This window comes from Sphingopyxis macrogoltabida, from assembly GCF_001307295.1.
GTDB lineage: Bacteria > Pseudomonadota > Alphaproteobacteria > Sphingomonadales > Sphingomonadaceae > Sphingopyxis > Sphingopyxis macrogoltabida_B.
Genome location: NZ_CP012700.1, coordinates 2,542,514 through 2,558,518 on the forward strand (window position 1 = coordinate 2,542,514; position 16,005 = coordinate 2,558,518).

Annotated in this window: 16 protein-coding genes; 9 read left to right on the forward strand and 7 right to left on the reverse strand. The window is 65.8% G+C overall.

What is annotated here, in order from left to right; genetic code table 11:
- Window positions 1–79: 79 nt before the first annotated feature.
- The 8 genes from AN936_RS12000 (at window position 80) to AN936_RS12035 (ending at window position 6,292) form a co-directional block, all read left to right on the forward strand.
- A complete protein-coding gene (locus tag AN936_RS12000) occupies window positions 80–1,375 on the forward strand; it encodes a spinster family MFS transporter (protein WP_054588365.1) in 1,296 nt (431 codons plus the stop codon).
- Window positions 1,372–2,259 (forward strand): SDR family NAD(P)-dependent oxidoreductase, encoded by an 888-nt coding sequence (locus AN936_RS12005; protein ID WP_054588366.1) that lies wholly within the window; start codon window positions 1,372–1,374, stop codon window positions 2,257–2,259. The genes AN936_RS12000 and AN936_RS12005 overlap by 4 nt, the downstream gene beginning before the upstream one ends.
- An 11-nt stretch (window positions 2,260–2,270) precedes the next feature.
- On the forward strand, window positions 2,271–2,666 hold the full coding sequence (locus AN936_RS12010; RefSeq protein ID WP_054588367.1) for a nuclear transport factor 2 family protein: 396 nt from the start codon (window positions 2,271–2,273) through the stop codon (window positions 2,664–2,666).
- Between the two features lie 10 nt (window positions 2,667–2,676).
- Window positions 2,677–3,324, forward strand: coding sequence for a carboxymuconolactone decarboxylase family protein (locus AN936_RS12015; protein WP_054588368.1), 648 nt, complete (start codon window positions 2,677–2,679; stop codon window positions 3,322–3,324).
- Entirely contained in the window at window positions 3,324–4,238 is a 915-nt protein-coding gene (locus AN936_RS12020) for an SMP-30/gluconolactonase/LRE family protein (protein WP_054588369.1), read from the forward strand. The genes AN936_RS12015 and AN936_RS12020 overlap by 1 nt, the downstream gene beginning before the upstream one ends.
- A gap of 63 nt (window positions 4,239–4,301) precedes the next feature.
- Complete coding sequence (locus AN936_RS12025) at window positions 4,302–4,919, forward strand: glutathione S-transferase family protein (protein WP_054590258.1); 618 nt, start codon at window positions 4,302–4,304, stop codon at window positions 4,917–4,919.
- 24 nt (window positions 4,920–4,943) lie between these two features.
- Entirely contained in the window at window positions 4,944–5,537 is a 594-nt protein-coding gene (locus AN936_RS12030; protein WP_084758304.1) for a VOC family protein, read from the forward strand.
- Between the two features lie 122 nt (window positions 5,538–5,659).
- Window positions 5,660–6,292 (forward strand): glutathione S-transferase family protein, encoded by a 633-nt coding sequence (locus AN936_RS12035; RefSeq protein WP_054588371.1) that lies wholly within the window; start codon window positions 5,660–5,662, stop codon window positions 6,290–6,292.
- Between the two features lie 12 nt (window positions 6,293–6,304).
- Here the strand turns inward: AN936_RS12035 and AN936_RS12040 are convergent, their stop codons facing one another.
- Complete coding sequence (locus tag AN936_RS12040) at window positions 6,305–7,870, reverse strand: long-chain-fatty-acid--CoA ligase (protein ID WP_054588372.1); 1,566 nt, start codon at window positions 7,868–7,870, stop codon at window positions 6,305–6,307.
- 115 nt (window positions 7,871–7,985) lie between these two features.
- Between AN936_RS12040 and AN936_RS12045 the strand changes: the two genes are divergently transcribed.
- The gene (locus AN936_RS12045) at window positions 7,986–9,020 is read left to right on the forward strand and encodes a 5-methyltetrahydropteroyltriglutamate--homocysteine methyltransferase (RefSeq protein ID WP_420496844.1); all 1,035 of its coding nucleotides are present in this window, start codon (window positions 7,986–7,988) and stop codon (window positions 9,018–9,020) included.
- 69 nt (window positions 9,021–9,089) lie between these two features.
- Here AN936_RS12045 and AN936_RS12050 read toward each other — a convergent pair whose 3' ends face one another.
- The 6 genes from AN936_RS12050 to AN936_RS12075 form a co-directional block, all read right to left on the reverse strand.
- Window positions 9,090–9,782, reverse strand: coding sequence for an alpha/beta fold hydrolase (locus tag AN936_RS12050; RefSeq protein ID WP_054588373.1), 693 nt, complete (start codon window positions 9,780–9,782; stop codon window positions 9,090–9,092).
- A complete protein-coding gene (locus AN936_RS12055; RefSeq protein ID WP_054588374.1) occupies window positions 9,782–10,702 on the reverse strand; it encodes an NAD(P)-dependent oxidoreductase in 921 nt (306 codons plus the stop codon). The genes AN936_RS12050 and AN936_RS12055 overlap by 1 nt, the downstream gene beginning before the upstream one ends.
- Window positions 10,699–11,997 carry a phosphopyruvate hydratase gene (gene eno, locus AN936_RS12060; protein WP_054588375.1) on the reverse strand — a complete coding sequence of 433 codons (1,299 nt, stop codon included), beginning with the start codon at window positions 11,995–11,997 and terminating at the stop codon, window positions 10,699–10,701. Before eno ends, AN936_RS12055 begins: the two co-directional genes overlap by 4 nt.
- The gene (locus AN936_RS12065) at window positions 11,994–12,974 is read right to left on the reverse strand and encodes a phosphotransferase family protein (RefSeq protein ID WP_054588376.1); all 981 of its coding nucleotides are present in this window, start codon (window positions 12,972–12,974) and stop codon (window positions 11,994–11,996) included. Before AN936_RS12065 ends, eno begins: the two co-directional genes overlap by 4 nt.
- A 1-nt stretch (window position 12,975) precedes the next feature.
- A complete protein-coding gene (locus AN936_RS12070; protein ID WP_234715547.1) occupies window positions 12,976–14,109 on the reverse strand; it encodes a lysophospholipase in 1,134 nt (377 codons plus the stop codon).
- Window positions 14,110–14,229: 120 nt separating this feature from the next.
- Entirely contained in the window at window positions 14,230–15,864 is a 1,635-nt protein-coding gene (locus AN936_RS12075) for a long-chain-fatty-acid--CoA ligase (protein ID WP_054588377.1), read from the reverse strand.
- Window positions 15,865–16,005: the final 141 nt, after the last annotated feature.

A 16,005-nucleotide genomic window follows, 5' to 3' on the forward strand; every position in this document is an offset into this window, starting at 1 on the left:
CGTAAAGCACATTGACAGATAAACTTAAATACCTAAGTATTTTTCGACCGAGAAGACTCGTGCGTTTTTGGGGAGAGTTATGACCGAAGCCACCGCGCTCAATGCCGGCGCCGCAGCGTCCGACAGCGGCCATGCGCTGCGCCGCAACGTCGCGCTCGCGATGCTGTTCGTGGTCGGCACGATCAACTTCGTCGACCGCCAACTGCTATCGGTCCTTGTTGAACCGATCCGAGCCGAGATGGATTTCAGCGACACCCAGTTCGGGCTGCTCACCGGTCTCGCCTTCGCGCTTTTCTATGCCGCAATGGGGGTTCCGGTCGCGATGGTCGCCGACCGCTGGAACCGAGTCAAACTGATCGGCATCGCCTGCGTCGTGTGGAGCGGCTTTACCGCGGCCTGCGGCATGGTCTCCAACTTCTGGCAACTCGCGCTGATGCGCTTCGGCGTCGGCGCGGGCGAAGCGGGCGGCACCGCGCCGTCGCTGTCCGTGATCGCCGACTATTATCCCCCCGCACAGCGCCCGCTGGCGATCGGCCTCTTCACCTGCAACGGCCCGTTCGGCGTCTTCGTCGGCGCGACCTTCGGCGCGTGGGCGGCGGCCAATATCGGCTGGCGCAACGCCTTCATCGTCATCGGCATCGTCGGCATCCTCGTCGCTCCCCTGCTCATCTGGCTGGTCCGCGAACCGGCGCGCGGCGCGATGGACACGCACAAGCCCGCCGACGAAGCGCTTCCCTTCAGCCAAAGCCTCGCGATGTTCTGGCGCCGTCCATCGCTGCGCATGGTGATGATCGGCAGCGGCCTCGCGGCTTTCGTCAGCTATGGCATGCTCAACTGGATCCCCGCCTTCCTGATGCGCACGCAGAAGATGCCCCTGGAAGCTATGGCGACATATTTTGGTCCCGCTGCGGGCATCACCTTCGGCATCGGCATCCTCGGCGGCGGTTGGCTGGTCAGCCACCGCGCGAAGATATCGGCGCGCGCCTATGGCACCATCCCCGCACTCGCGACCCTGGTGCTGATCCCGACCTTCATTGCCGCTTTGCTCGTCGATAGCTGGCAGCTTTCGCTCGCGCTGATGCTGATCCCGATGGCGGCGTGCACCGCCTATGTCGCGCCGGCGCTGGCGCTGGTGCAGAACCTCACCCCGCCGCGCAGCCGCGCGACCGCCGCCGCCGTGCTGATGCTGATGTTCAATATCGTCGGCCTCGGTCTCGGGCCGCTGTTCGCGGGGATCGTCAGCGACGCACTCAAACCCGCGCACGACGTCGACAGCCTGCGCTGGGCGCTGATGGCGCTAATGCCCTTCGCCGCCGCTGCGGGGATCGCGCAGTATCGCATGACGCGCTATCTCGAGAAGGATTTCGCCGAATGACCGACGTCGCAGGCAAAACCGCCTTCATCACAGGCGGCGCAAGCGGGCTCGGCCTCGCCACCGCAAAGGCGCTCGCCGCAAAAGGCGCGGCGGTGATCCTCGCCGACATCGACGGAGCGGGCGCCGAGGCTGCCGCCGCAGACCTGAGCCGCGGCGGCGCCAACGCCCTCGGCCTCCAACTCGACGTCACCAGCGAGGAAAGCTGGGCCGCAGCCGGCGCCAAGGCCCGTGATTTCGGGCCGGTGCGCATCCTGTTCAGCAACGCCGGGGTCGGCGGCGGCTCGGGTCCGTTCGAACAATATGACACCGACGTCTGGCGCTGGAACTATGCCGTCAACGCGCATGCGCATCTCTATGCCTGCCGCACCTTCCTCGGCGAGATGAAGGCATCGGGCGAGCCGAGCCATCTCGTCATCACCAGCTCGATGGTCGCGATCGTGCCGCCGCCGATCTCGGTCGCCTATATCAGCTCCAAATATGCAACGCTCGGCATCGCGATGGCGCTGCGCAACGAACTCGCCGAGACCTGCGTCGACATTTCGGTGCTGATGCCGGGCATGTCGGCGACGCGGATCGTCGAGACAACGCGCGATCTCCGCCCGGTCGAGGTCGAAGTCGGCAAGGCCGCGGCCACGAGCCAGGCGATGCAGGGCGTCCTCGCGGGCGGCATGTCGCCGGACCGGATCGGCGCGCGCGTCGTGCAGGCGATCGAAAATGGAGATTACTGGATCTTCACCCACCCCGAATGGAAGGCGATGGCCGAACTGGTGACGCAGGACATGCTGGCGTCCTTCGGTCCCTCGGCTGATCCCGCGTACAAGGGCGACGATATCGACGGGCTGATCGCGGCCAACGGCGGCCGCATGTTCGGCGCGAAATCTTGAGGAGCAGACATATGGCAGAACAGGACGACATCCGCGCGATGGCGCAGCGTTTCTTCGACGCGATCGAGGCGGGCGATATCGAGACGATGCGCGGCAGCTTCACCCCCGATGCCGAAATCTGGCACAACACCGACGAACTGATCGTCACCCGTGACCAGACCGCGCAGACGCTGACCGGCATGGTCGCGCGGATCAAGGACCGCGAATATGCCGACCGCCGGCTCACCACCTTTCCCGGCGGCTTCGTCCAGCAGCATGTCCTGAAGGGCCGCCGCGTCCACGACGACGGCGAAGTCCGCCTGCCGTGCGCGATCGTGTGCAAGGTGACGGACGGCAAGATCACCCGCCTCGACGAATATTTCGACAGCGCGCACGTCGCCGAATTCCGCAAATTTGCGAACGCCTGAGGAGTTAGCCATGCCCGTCCTGCGCCAGGTTCCCCGTTCGGAAGTCACCGACGAAACCGTCACCGCTTATTACAACCGCCTGTTCGGCGACCGCGACCCCGTCGCCGAACCCGGCACCGCGACCGGCACGCCCGGCGACTGGTGGACGGTGTTCGCGCTGTCGCCCGATATATTCGAACATGCGGTCAAGGGTTTTGCCGTCTATCGCAACCCCGCGCGGACGATCGATCCGGTGCTGCGCGAACTCGGCCAGACGCGCGCCGGCTGGGTCAAGGGCAGCCAGTTCGTCTTTTCGCAGCATTGCAAGTCGCTCCGCGGCCTCGGCGTCAGCGAAGAGAAGATCGCCGCCATCGCCTATTGGACCGTCGCCGACTGTTACAACGATCAGGAACGTGCGGTGCTCGCCTATGCCGACTGCCTGAGCCAGGCCGGCGGCCGCGTCCCGCTCGAGGTGTTCGACAAGCTCAAGACCTTCTGGAACGATGAGCAGATTTTCGAATTCACCTACATCACCTGCCTCTATGACATGCACGCCGTGATCACCCGCGCGCTGCGCATGGAATATGACGCGCGCGAAGACCCGATCGTCGAAGTCGCCGCCCCCGAAGGCTTCAGCGCCGCCGACTTCCTCAGCGCGCCGCGCCCCGCGAACGGCTGATGAGCGACTACGGCACGCCCGAGGTCGTCGCGACGGGCCTTCGCTTTCCCGAAGGCCCGGTGCCGATGGCAGACGGGTCGGTGCTGCTGGTCGAGATCGCGCGCGGCACACTGACGCGCGTCGCGCCCGACGGGTCGCTGTCGGTCGTCGCCGAGCTCGGCGGCGGGCCGAACGGCCTCGCGATCGGTCTCGACGGCGCCGCCTATGTCTGCAACAATGGCGGCTTCCAGTGGATCGAGGCGGGCGACCTGCTCTTTCCCGGCCATGCCGCCAATCCCGATGCGTGCGGATCGATCGAGCGCGTCGACCTTGCGACCGGCGCGGTGACGACGCTCTACGACAGCTTCGAGGGCGAGCGGCTGAAAGGCCCGAACGATATCGTCTTTGACGCCGACGGCGGCTTCTGGTTCACCGATCATGGCCAAGTGCGCGGCACCGGCCGCGACCATGGCGCCATCTATCACGCCGCCGCCGACGGATCGAAGATCACGCGCCAGCGCGCCGAGATGATGGGCCCCAACGGTATCGGCCTGTCGCCCGACGGCAGGACGCTTTATGCCAGCGAGACGATGACCGCGCGCGTCTGGGCGATGGACATCGTCGCCCCCGGCACCCTCGCACCGCCCCCGCCATGGGCGCCCGGCCGCTTCGTCGGCACGCCGCCCGCCTTCCGCCTGCTCGACAGCCTCGCCGTCGAGGAAAGTGGCCGCATCTGCGTCGGCACGATGGTCGAGGGCGGGATCACCGTCTTCGACCCCGACGGGCGCGCGTCCGAGTTCGTGCCGCTGCCCGACATCGGGATCACCAACATCGCGTTCGGCGGTGCCGACCGGCGCGACGCCTATATCACCGCATCGACCACCGGCACCCTTTGCCGCGTCCGCTGGCCGCGACCGGGCGCGCGATTGCATTAATCGTCAACTTAATTGACAGTTATAGCCTCCTGTGCTAGGAAAGACTCAAGGAAGAGGATGGGCATGAAATTCTATAACTCCATCGGCCCCAACCCGCGCGTCGTGAAGCTGTTCATGGCCGAAAAAGGTATCGAGATTCCCGAGGTCATGATCGACCTGCGCGGCGGCGAGAACCGGCGGGCGCCCTATAATGTCGAGGTCAATCCCGCGGGTCAGACCCCGGCGCTTGCGCTCGACGACGGCAGCGTCCTCACCGAAATCACCGCGATCTGCGAATATCTGGAAGAGCGTTTTCCCGAAACGCCGCTGATCGGCAGCACGGCGGAGGAGCGCGCGAACACGCGCATGTGGACCCGCCGCGTCGATATCAAGATCTGCGAGCCGCTGACCAACGGCTTCCGCTTTGCCGAAGGCCTGCCGCTGTTCGAGCCGCGGATGCGCTGCCTGCCCGAGGCTGCGGCGGGGCTGAAAGCCATCGCGCAGGACGGCATTGCCTGGCTCGATCCGCTGATCGCGGGCCGCGACTTCATCGCCGGCGACCGGCTGAGCCTCGCCGACCTCATGCTTTTCGCTTTCCTCGATTTCGGCGTGTCGGTCGGCCAGCCGGTCGACCCGGCCTTCGCCAACGTCAATGGCTGGTACGAACGGATGAAGGCCCGCCCCAGCGCCAACCTCAAATAGATTACCAAAAATAGGAGACGGATCATGGCTGCAACCAATACCGAATTCGAATTCTGCGGCGTCAATCACCTCGCGCTCGTATGCAAGGATATGGCGAAGACGGTCGAATTCTATCGCGACATTCTGGGCATGCCGCTGCTCAAGACACTCGATCTCCCCGGCGGGCGCGGCCAGCATTTCTTCTTCGACGTCGGCAACGGCGACAGCATTGCCTTCTTCTGGTTCCCGAACGCGCCCGAGGCGGTTCCCGGCATTTCGGCCCCCGCCGCACTGCCGACGCGCGGTAGCTTTGTTTCGGCGCACGGCTCGATGAACCATATCGCGATCAACGTCCGCGCCGAAAAGTTCGACGAATATTATCAGCGGCTGGTCGACAAGGGCGTCGAAGTCACGCCGATCCTCAACCACGACAATTCGCCGACCCAATCGTCGCCCGAAATGAACGACGACGTCTACGTCCGCTCGGTCTATTTCTTCGACCCCGACGGCGTCTGCCTCGAATTCGCGGCATGGACCAAGGTGTTTGACGAGAGCGACGTCGCGCACGATCCGGTGCAGGCCGACGGTACGAAGCGCGAAGGCTTCATCACCGGCCGCACCCCGGTGCCCGCCGAATAACAGGCGTTTCTACTGGGAAGCACTCCGGCCCGGCGGCACAACCGCCGGGCCTTTTTTTGCGACCTTGTCGCGGCCCGACGAAAGCGCGATAGCATATTGGCAACCGACGGAAAGGTCCGGCTATGAGCGAACTGACCATCTGGACCTATGACTGGGTGCCGGAAATGCCGCGCGGTTTCGTCCGCGACCTGCGGCTCCGCTGGGCGTGCGAAGAGGCGGGGCTTCCCTATAGCGTCCGCACCGTCGCATTCGACGATCGCGCGACCAATCACCTCGAACAGCAACCCTTCGGCCAGGTGCCGTTCCTCAGCGACGGCGAGGTCGAGATATTCGAGAGCGGTGCCGGGCTGCTCCATCTCGCACGCAAAAGCGAACGGCTGATGCCCGGAGACCCGGCGGGCGAAGCGGCAACGGTGCAATGGTCGATCGCCGCGCTCAATTCGATCGAGATGGTCTCGGTGCCGTGGTGGTTCCTGAAAATCTCGGGCGATGCCGACAACAAGCTGACCGGATGGCTGACCATGCGCCTCGGCCAGCTCGAGGACATATTAAGCGAACGCGAGTGGCTGGCGGCCGGGCGCTTCACCGTCGCCGACCTGCTGATGGCCGACGTACTGCGCGTTGCCGATGTCCGCGCGTTCGGCGACCGGCCGGCGACCGAAGCCTATGTCGCGCGCGTCACCGCTCGCCCCGCCTTCCGGAAGGCCTATGCCGACCAGATCGCCCATTTCGAGGCGGGCGACGCCCAGCGCTGAAGCTCCCTCGCTTCAGCCTACGGCGCGGTCACGTCCCTCCCAATAAGGCGCGCGCAGTTCGCGGCGCAGCACCTTGCCCGACGGGTTGCGCGGCAACGCATCGATATAGTCGACGCGCTTCGGCGCCTTGTACGCCGCGATCCGCTCGCGCGCCCAGGCGATGACATCGGCGGGTTCGGGGCGGAGGTCCGCCGACGCAACCACCAGCGCCATCACCGCCTCGCCCCATTTGTCGTCGGGGATGCCGATCACCGCGACATCGGCGACCCCGGGGCACCCCATGATCGCGCTTTCGACCTCGGCCGGATAGACATTCTCGCCCCCCGACACGATCATGTCCTTGATCCGGTCGTGAACATAATAAAAGCCGTCGGCATCGCGGTAGCCGACGTCGCCGGTGTGGAGCCAGCCCCCAGCAAGCGTTTCCTCGGTCGCCGCGGCGCGGTTCCAATATTCCTTCATCACGATGCCGCCGCGGATCGCGATCTCGCCGATTTCGCCCTCGCCGAGTTCCTTGCCCTCGCCATCGAGGATCGCCATCGCCGCCCCCGGCCAGGGCTGGCCGCACGAGGTCAGCTTGCCGGGCAGGTCATGCGCGGCGGGCGACAGATAGGAACCGCCGCCGGCGGATTCGGTCATCCCGTAAAATTGCACGAAATCGCAGCCGAAGGTCGCCCGCGCGCGGCGCAATACATCCTCGGCGATCGGCGACGCGCCATAGGCGATCGATTTGAGCTCCGGATAGGCCGCGCCGTCGGCATCGGGCTGGAGCAGCATCATCTGGATCATCGCCGGGGCGAGGAAAGCATGCGCTACCCCTTCCTCGCGCAGCATCCGCACCGCGTCGGGGGCGGTGAAATCCTTGACCAGCACCAACCGCCCGCCCTGCGCCAGCCCCGAGAAACTGACGTTCGTCCCCGCGACATGGAACAGCGGCATGACGATCATCACCGTCTCGTCCTCGCCATAGGCAAAGCCGTCGACCTCGGTCGCGGCCTCAAGGAAGGTCCGGTAATTGGCGTTGGTCAGTACGACGCCCTTGGGCAGGCCCGTCGTGCCGCTGGTATAGAGCTGGAGTACGTCGTCGGCGAGCTGCGGCGGGTCTGCCGGCGGCGCGTCGGATGCGCCCGCCAGCCACGCCTCGAACGGTTCGAACGCCGGATGGTCGCCGTACAGCGCGATCAGCCGCGGCGGCGAAGCCAGCCCCGCGACCGCAGCCAGCGCGCAATCGAAGAAATCCTCGCCGACGAACAGCAATTTCGGCCCCGCATCGCCGAGGATGAAGCCGATCTCGCCCGGCGCTAGGCGGCAGTTGATCGGCGCAAAGCAGGCACGCGCCCGCGCGGTGCCGAAGAACAGCGGATACCAGCCGTCATGATTTTTGGTCAGCGCCGAGACCCGGTCGCCCGGCACGATGCCAGAGGCGATCAGGGCGTTCGCAACGCGGTTCGATCGCGCATCGAGTTCGGCGAAACTCGTCTCGCGCGCCCCGAACTTCACCGCAGTTGCTTGCCCCCGTGCCCGCGCCTGCGCCGCCGGTATGTCGGCCAGCGTCCGGATGGCGTCCAGATCGATCATTTTGCTCTCCCCAATTTCATTTCGCGCTTCTGTTTCGCTTGAATTAGATAGAATACTAAGTAAATACTGGCCAGCCTGAAAATCGAGAGGATTGGCCTTGTTCGACCACCCCATATTGCCGACGACGATCGTCGGAAGCTACCCCCAGCCCGACTGGCTGATCGACCGCGAACGGCTGAAGGCCAGCCTGCCCCCGCGCGTCCGCGCCGAGACGCTGTGGCGCATCCCCGAACCGTGGCTCGCCGATGCGCAGGAAGCGGCAACGCTGATGGCGATTCGCGATCAGGAAGAACTTGGCATCGACATCGTCGGCGACGGCGAAATGCGCCGCGAAAGCTATTCGAACCGCCTCGCGACCGCGCTGTCGGGAATCGATAGCGAAAAGCACGGCACCGCGGTCGACCGCACCGGCAATGCCAACCCGGTGCCACTCGTCTCGGGCCCGATCCGCCGCGTCGCGCCGATCGAGGCGCAGGATGCAGCGTTCCTCCGCCGCCATTCGACCAAACCGGTGAAGCTCACCCTGCCCGGCCCGTTCACGATGACGCAGCAAGCGGAAAATGGCTATTATCCCGACGCGCGGGCGCTCGCGATGGACTATGCCGACGCGGTCAATGCCGAGGTGAAGGATCTGTTCGCGGCGGGTGTCGATGTCGTCCAGCTCGACGAACCCTATCTGCAGGCACGCGCCGCCGAGGCGAACAGCTATGCGATCGAGGCGATCAACCGCGCGCTCGAGGGGGTCGGCGGCACGACCGCGCTGCATATCTGTTTCGGCTATGCGATGGTGCACCATGGCGCCGGCGCAACGGGGCCGAAGCCCAAGGCCTATGATTTTCTCGCCGAACTCGAAGCGTCGGCGATCGACGTCATCTCGATCGAAGCGGCACAGCCGGGGCTCGACCCGGCGATCCTCGCCGAACTGCCCACCAAGACGATCATGTACGGCGTGCTCGATCTGTCGATTCCCGATGTGGAAACTCCCGAGGTCGTCGCCGGCCGCATCCGCGAGGCGCTGCGTTATGTCGACGCCGAACGGCTGTGGATCGCGCCCGATTGCGGGATGAAATATCACAGCCGCGAGCATAGCCAGGCCAAGCTGAAGACAATGGTCGACGGGACCGCACTGGTGCGGGCCGAACTCGCCTGACAGCGTCATCCCGGCGAAGGCCGGGATCTCACCGTCGTCATCCCGGCCTTCGCCGGGATGACGAATTGGTCAGGCGTCGATAAAATCCGTCAACAACGGTACCAAAACCTCCGGTGCCTCGACCGTCGGCAGATGCCCCGCGCCCGCAATCACTTCGAGCCGCGCCCCCGGAATCGCATCTGCAATCTCGTCATGATGCGCCCGGCTGGTGATGCCGTCCTTCTCGCCCCAGATCAGCAGCGTCGGCACCGCGATCTCCCCGAGCCGCGGGCGGCTGTCGATACGCGCCATGATCGCGCGCTGCTGCGCAAGGAAGGTGTCGGCGCCGGTATCGGCCGCCATCGCCCGCGCGATTCCGAGCAGTCGTTCGTCATTCCGCTTCTCTTCGGGAAAGAGGATCGGGATGCGTTCTTCGACAACCTGATCGAAATTGCCGCTCTCGACAAGGTCGATATAGCCCTGCCGCCGCGCCGTCTGCGCCGGGCCGTCGGCCGAAGCGAGCGTCGAGATCAGAGCAAGCTTCGCAACGCGTCCGGGCGCGCGGCGCATCACATCGAACGCGACGAAGCCGCCCATCGCGTGCGCGACAAGCGCGAATTTGGGCGGGGCGTTGTCGAGCAGGCGCTGCGCGAAGCCCTCGATCGTATCGTCGCTGCGATTGTCGGCGACGATCACCTCGCGGTCCGCCCATGCATCGAGGAGTGGCTGCCACACGGCGTCGGTCAAAAGCTGACCGGTAATCAGAACGATGGGAAGCGACATTAGACCACCTGATGAAGGAGAGATTCGCCCGCCGCGAGGCGACGGCAATTCTCGTGCGCCACGGTGAGGCTGCGCACGAGCGTTTCGGGAGTGAGCCAGGCGATATGCGGCGCGAGCACCGCATTGGGCAGGCCGAGCAGGGGATTGCCGCGCGGCAGCGGCTCTTCGGCGAAGACATCGAGCCCGGCGCCGCGCAAATGCCCCGACGCCATCGCCTCGACCAGCCGGGCCTGATCGACCAACTCGCCACGCGCGGTGTTCACCAGCACCGCACCCTTCTTCATCGCGAAGGGATCGATGCTCGCGCGCGTCTCGTCGGTCAGCGGCATGTGCAGCGACACGATGTCGCTTTCGGCTAGCAGGCGGTCGAGCGGCGAATAGTCGTAAGGCACGTCGCGCGGGCTGCGCGCGGTATAGACGACCTTCGCACCCAGCGCCGCGAGCACCGGCGCGAGGAGCTGCGCCGAATTGCCGAAACCGACCAGCCCCACCGTGCGCCCGCCGATCTCGCCGACGCTGTCGAGTTCGGACGGGTCGGCACTCCAGCCTTCGCCGGCGCGCGTGCGCGCATCGAAGAAGCAGGTGCGGCGCAGCACCGCCATCATCAACGACAACGCCATTTCGGCGACGGCCTGGCTGTTCGTGCCGGGCATGTTGCACACCGCGACTTCATGGTCGCGCGCGGCGTCGAGCGCGATCGTGTTCACGCCGACGCCGAGCTTCTGGATCAGTTTGAGCTTCGGTGCCGACGCGATGAACTCGGGCGTCACGGGCGTCAGCACATGGAGCAGCGCTGTAATCTCGGGCGCGACCTCGTCGAGCGGTGCTGCCTCGTCGACATGCACGACGACGCCCGGCCCGAAGATTTCATCGACGGCCTCGCGAAAGCCGGGGCTCGGCCGGGCGTGGAGGACGATCATGCCGTCACCCGGCCGATCGACCCGGCAAAGGCCGAAAAGCCCGCGAATTCGGCGTCGCCGCCCATCGCTTCCTCGATCCGCAGCATCTCGTTCCACTTCGCCATACGCTCCGACCGCGTGAAGCTGCCGACCTTCAGTTGCCCCGCGTTCCAGCCGGTCGCGAGATGCGCGATGGTGACATCCTCGGTCTCGCCCGAGCGCGCCGAAACGATCGCGCCCCAGCCGCGCGTCACGGCGGCGTCGAGCGCGGCCTTTGCCTCGGTCACTGTGCCGACCTGATTGACCTTGATCAGCGCGGCATTGCACACCGCCGCCTCGCCCGCTCGTTCGACGCGCGCCGCGTCGGTGACGAGAACGTCGTCACCGATGATCTGGACGCGCTCGCCGATCGCCGCGGTGACCGCCGCCATCGTCGTCCAGTCGTCCTGTCCCGCCGGATCCTCAATCGACAGGATCGGATAGCGCCCCGCCCATTCGACGATCCGCGCCGCCATCGCTTTACCCGACAGGCGCCCGTCGTCGAGCGCGAGGGTGTAGCCGTCGGCGTCACCCAGCTCGTTCGCCGCGATGTCGAGCGAGATGAACACCTCCTCGCCCGCGCGGTGCCCGCTCGCCTCGATCGCCCTCGTCAGCGTGTCGAGCGCATCCTCGTTCGACGCGAAGTTCGGCCACCAGCCGCCTTCGTCGGCGACCCCCGACAAGGGCCCCTTGGCTTCCATCAGCTTGCCTGCGGCGCGATAGACATCGTCGGTGATTTCGAGCGCGCGGCGGAAGCTTCCGGCCTGCGGACACATGATCATGAAATCCTGTACGTCGGTGCGCCGCCCGGCATGGGCGCCGCCGCCGAAAATCTGGATCTCGGGTAGCGGCACGCGCACCTTGCGCCCTTCGGCCAGATAGCGCCACAGCGGCTCGCGCGCGTCCGCCGCGGCGGCGTGCAGCACCGCCATCGACACCGCGACGACGGCATTCGCGCCGAGCCGCGCCTTGTTCGCCGTGCCGTCAAGATCGCACAGCGCAATATCGACCGCGACCTGTTCGCGCGCATCCATGCCCGCGAGCGCACCCGCAATCTCGGCACCGATCCCCGCAACCGCACCGTTCACGCCGAAACCGCCGAATGCCGCGCCGCCGTCGCGCAGGTCGATCGCTTCATGCGCGCCGCGCGAAGCGCCCGCGGGCGCGATGGCGCGGCCGATGGCGCCCGATTCCAGCACGACCTCTGCCTCGACGGTGGGCCGGCCGCGCGAATCCCAGAGCTGGCGGCCGGTGACGGAGGCGATACGCGAAGTCATGCAAGGTTCCTTTTCCAGTTGGCGACCAGTTCGCCGAGCGGCGACGGGCGGGCGATCAGCGCCCGCGCCTGATCGCGCACGATGTTCTTGTGTTCGGGGTTGGTCAGATAAGGCGCCGGCGACTTGCCCTCGACCCGCGCGAGAAGCAGCGCCGCGGTCAATTTGCCCGCGCGCAGCATCAGCCCGCCCGTATCTTCCCAGTCGATCCCCGCGCGATAGGCGTCGACGAGCGCCGCCGCCGCCTCGTTCAGCCGCGCGTCGCCCGACCACACCGCCTTCAGCAGCAGGTGCGTCGTGCAAAAGGCGAGGTCGAAGGCCGGATCGCCATAGACCGCGCATTCGGCGTCGAGAAACACTGGGCCACCGGCGCTGACGAGGATATTCTTCGGGCTGACGTCGCCATGGGCCAGCGCGATCTTGCGTCCCGAAAGATCGTCGGCAAGCGCGGTGAGGATGGGCGCGAGTTCGGCATCATGCCGCGCGACATGGAGCAGGAACGGATCGACGCGCAGCGCGCGGAACATCTCGTCGTTCGGGAAGTCGCCGCGGTCGCCGTCGTTATGCGCGGTCGCGGCGTGAACCGCGGCGATACCGGCACCAACCTGCGCGGCGAAAGCGAGGTCGACACGCCCCGCCATCAGCTCGTCTTTCCACACCGGACAGCCGGGCAGGAAGCGCATCGCAAAGGCGTGCCCCGTCGGCAGTTCGGCGAGCACTTCGGGCGCGAGCCGCGGGTCGACGCCGCGCGCACGCCGCAACCAGCGCACCTCGCTCGTCCCGCGTTCGACCGGCGCGAGCCATTCGGCGGCGACGCGAAGCTGGGGCAGCGGGCGTTTGACGACGATCGGGCCGGTCGGCGTCTCGACCTTCCACACGTCGCAGGACACGCCGCCGGTCAACGGCTGAAGGACGACGTCGCCCTCCCCCGTCAAACCGGCATTTCGCAATCCGGCAATGATTTCGGCCTCCGCCGTCACGTCACAGCTTCTCCCGGATCCACGCGCCGACGAGGTCGGCGGCGTTCTGGCGCTCTTCTATCGAATCCTCGAAATAATGCGCCCCGGTGATCAGTTCGAGTTTCTTGTCGGTCGAGCCGAGGAAATCGAAGATCTTGCGCGCGTCGCTCGGGAAGACGCCCGTGTCGGCCGTCCCCTGTACGACCAGCGCGGGCGTGTCATGCTTGGCGAGGTGCGGCTGCCCCTGACATGGCGAGGTTTCGAGGCTCCACATGTTGAGCCAGGTCTTCAGCGTGTTGGCGCGGCCGATGCTCGGCGTCCGGTTCGCGGTCGCGGGGTCGCCGCGATAGCACCAGTTCGGCTTGCGGTCCGACGGGTCAATCGCCGGATCGACGCAGCGGATGTCGCCCCAGCAACGGAACATCGGGAAGATGCGATCGGGAATGCCCGCGGCATTGAGCCGCGCAAGTTCGGCCTTCGCCCAGTCGGTGATCCGCTGGTTGCGCGCGCGCTGCCCGGCGCGATATTTTTCGATGAACGCGTCCGAATAGGGCGGGCCGTTATCGGGGTTGAACGGATCGAGTTCGGGATCGGTCGCGACCGGATCATTCTCGTCGATCACCGACGCGTCCATCCAGTCGGTCAGCACCTCGGGACGCCCCTGGTGGGCGTTAAAGCTGATATAGAGATCACCCTTGATGAGCTGCGCCAGCGCATCCTGACCGATCGGGGGAAGCCGGTCGGTCAACGTTGGCGCGATCGCCTCGGCCTGATAGGCGCCCATCAGCGAGCCGCCGCCCGAATTGCCGAGGATTACGATCTGTTCGACCCCGGCCTCTTCCTTCAGCCATTTCATGCCGACGCCAATGTCGAGCACGGCATGTTCGAGCAGGAACTGGTCCTCGAAGCCGCGATAACGCGTGTTCCAGCCGAGGAACCCGATGCCCTGCCGCGCAAAATAGGGCGCGATATAATGTTCGGAGAAATCGACATTATAATGGGTAGCGATGACCGCCACCTTCGGGCGCTTGCCCGCCTCGGTCCAGTAGATGCCCTGGCACGGATGCCCGCCCGCCTGAATGCGCGGCGCGGTCGGCGACACGCGCCCGATAAATTGCGCATCCAGTCCTGCGATCCCGTTCGGGTCCACCATCATCGTCTCTCCTAATCTGAATTTATCTGCGGATCACCACCATCGTCACCCCGGACTTGACCCGGAGTCCATGCAGCGATGGATTCCGGATCAAGTCCGGCATGACGAAGGGAAGAATTTGCATCAGCGGGTCACTTCGAAGGGCAGCTTATATCCCTCCAGCCCGGCACGGATCGCCTTCTTGTCGATCTTGCCGGTCGGCCCGAGCGGGATTTCATCGACGAACAGCACATCGTCGGGCATCCACCAGCGGGCGATCTTGCCGTCGAGATACGCCTTCAAATCGTCGGCGGACGCCGTGCTGCCGTCCTTGAGCTGACAGAGCAGGATCGGCCGCTCGTCCCATTTCGGGTGCGCGACGCCGACGACCGCGGCGTTGGCGACCGCGTCATGCCCCATCGCGATATTCTCGATTTCGATCGAGCTGATCCACTCGCCGCCCGACTTCACGACATCCTTGGCGCGGTCGGTGATCTGCATATAGCCTTCGCCGTCGATCGTGCTGACGTCGCCGGTGTCGAAAAAGCCTTCCTCATCGAGCACGTCGCCGCCCTCGCCGCCGAAATAGCCGCGCGCGATCGTCGGCCCCTTGATCATCAGCCGCCCCGGCGTCTTGCCGTCGTGCGGCAGGCGATCTCCCGCGTCGTCGACCAGCTTCATCTCGAGCCCGCAGAGCAGCCGCCCCTGCTTCAGCTTGTACGCCATCTGCGCGTCATCGCCCTTCGCCGCAACCGACGCATTGGGCACCGATACCGTCCCGAGCGGCGAGGTTTCGGTCATCCCCCAGCCCTGGACGACATCGACGCCATAATCGTCGCGGAAAGTGCGGATGATCGATTCGGGACATGCCGAGCCGCCGATCGTCACACGTTCCAACGTCGTGAAGCGCTTGCCGTTTTCCTGCATATAGGTGAGCAGCATCTGCCAGACGGTCGGTACGGCGGCCGAATAGGTGACGCCCTCTTCCTCGATCAGGTTATAGATCGATTCGCCGTCCATCCGCTGGCCGGGCAACACGAGTTTCGCGCCGACCGCGGGCGCCGAGTAGACGACGCCCCATGCATTGGCGTGATACATCGGCACGACCAGCAGAACCGTATCGCGCGCCGACAGCGCCAGCGCGTCGCGCTGCAACGTCATCAGCGCGTGGATATAGTTGGAGCGGTGCGAATAGAGCACGCCCTTGGGATTGCCGGTGGTCCCGCTGGTGTAACAAAGCCCGCAGGCGGCATTTTCGTCGAAGCCGCCCCAGTCATATTCGGCCGGCTGCCCCGCGATCCAGTCGTCGAAGGCGATCGCCTCGAAATCAGTTTCCGGCATCGACGCCGCGTCGCAAAAAAAGATCACCTTTTCGATCGACGGCACCTGCGGCAGCAGGTCCGCGACCAGATCGGCAACCGCCGGATCGGCGATCAGCAGCCGGTCGCCGGCATGGTCCGCGATATAGGCGATCTGTTCGGGGAACAGGCGTGGATTGAGCGTGTGGAGCACCGCTCCCATCCCCGCCGCGCCATACCATGCCGCAAGATGGCGCGCGCCGTTCCAGCCCATCGTCGCGACACGGTCGCCCGGCTTGATCCCCTCGCCGGCGAGCGCATTCGAGACGCGCTTCCCATCGGCGTGGATGTCGGCATAGGTCGAACGGGTGACGCGCCCCTCGGCATCGCGCGAAACGATCTCGCGGTCGCCGTGCCAGTTCGCCGCATGATCGATGATCCGGTCGACCGTCAGCGGCACATTCTGCATCAATCCGTCCATGTCGGCACGACTCTCCCTCGTCCATTCGTTAAAAGCATAGTATACTAAGTATTTTGTTTTTGCAATGCCGCTCCGCCTTGCCTCGCCCCGGCCCTTCTTCTAGCGTGCCGCGGTTGGCGCTCGGCCGGCAAACGGGGGAAA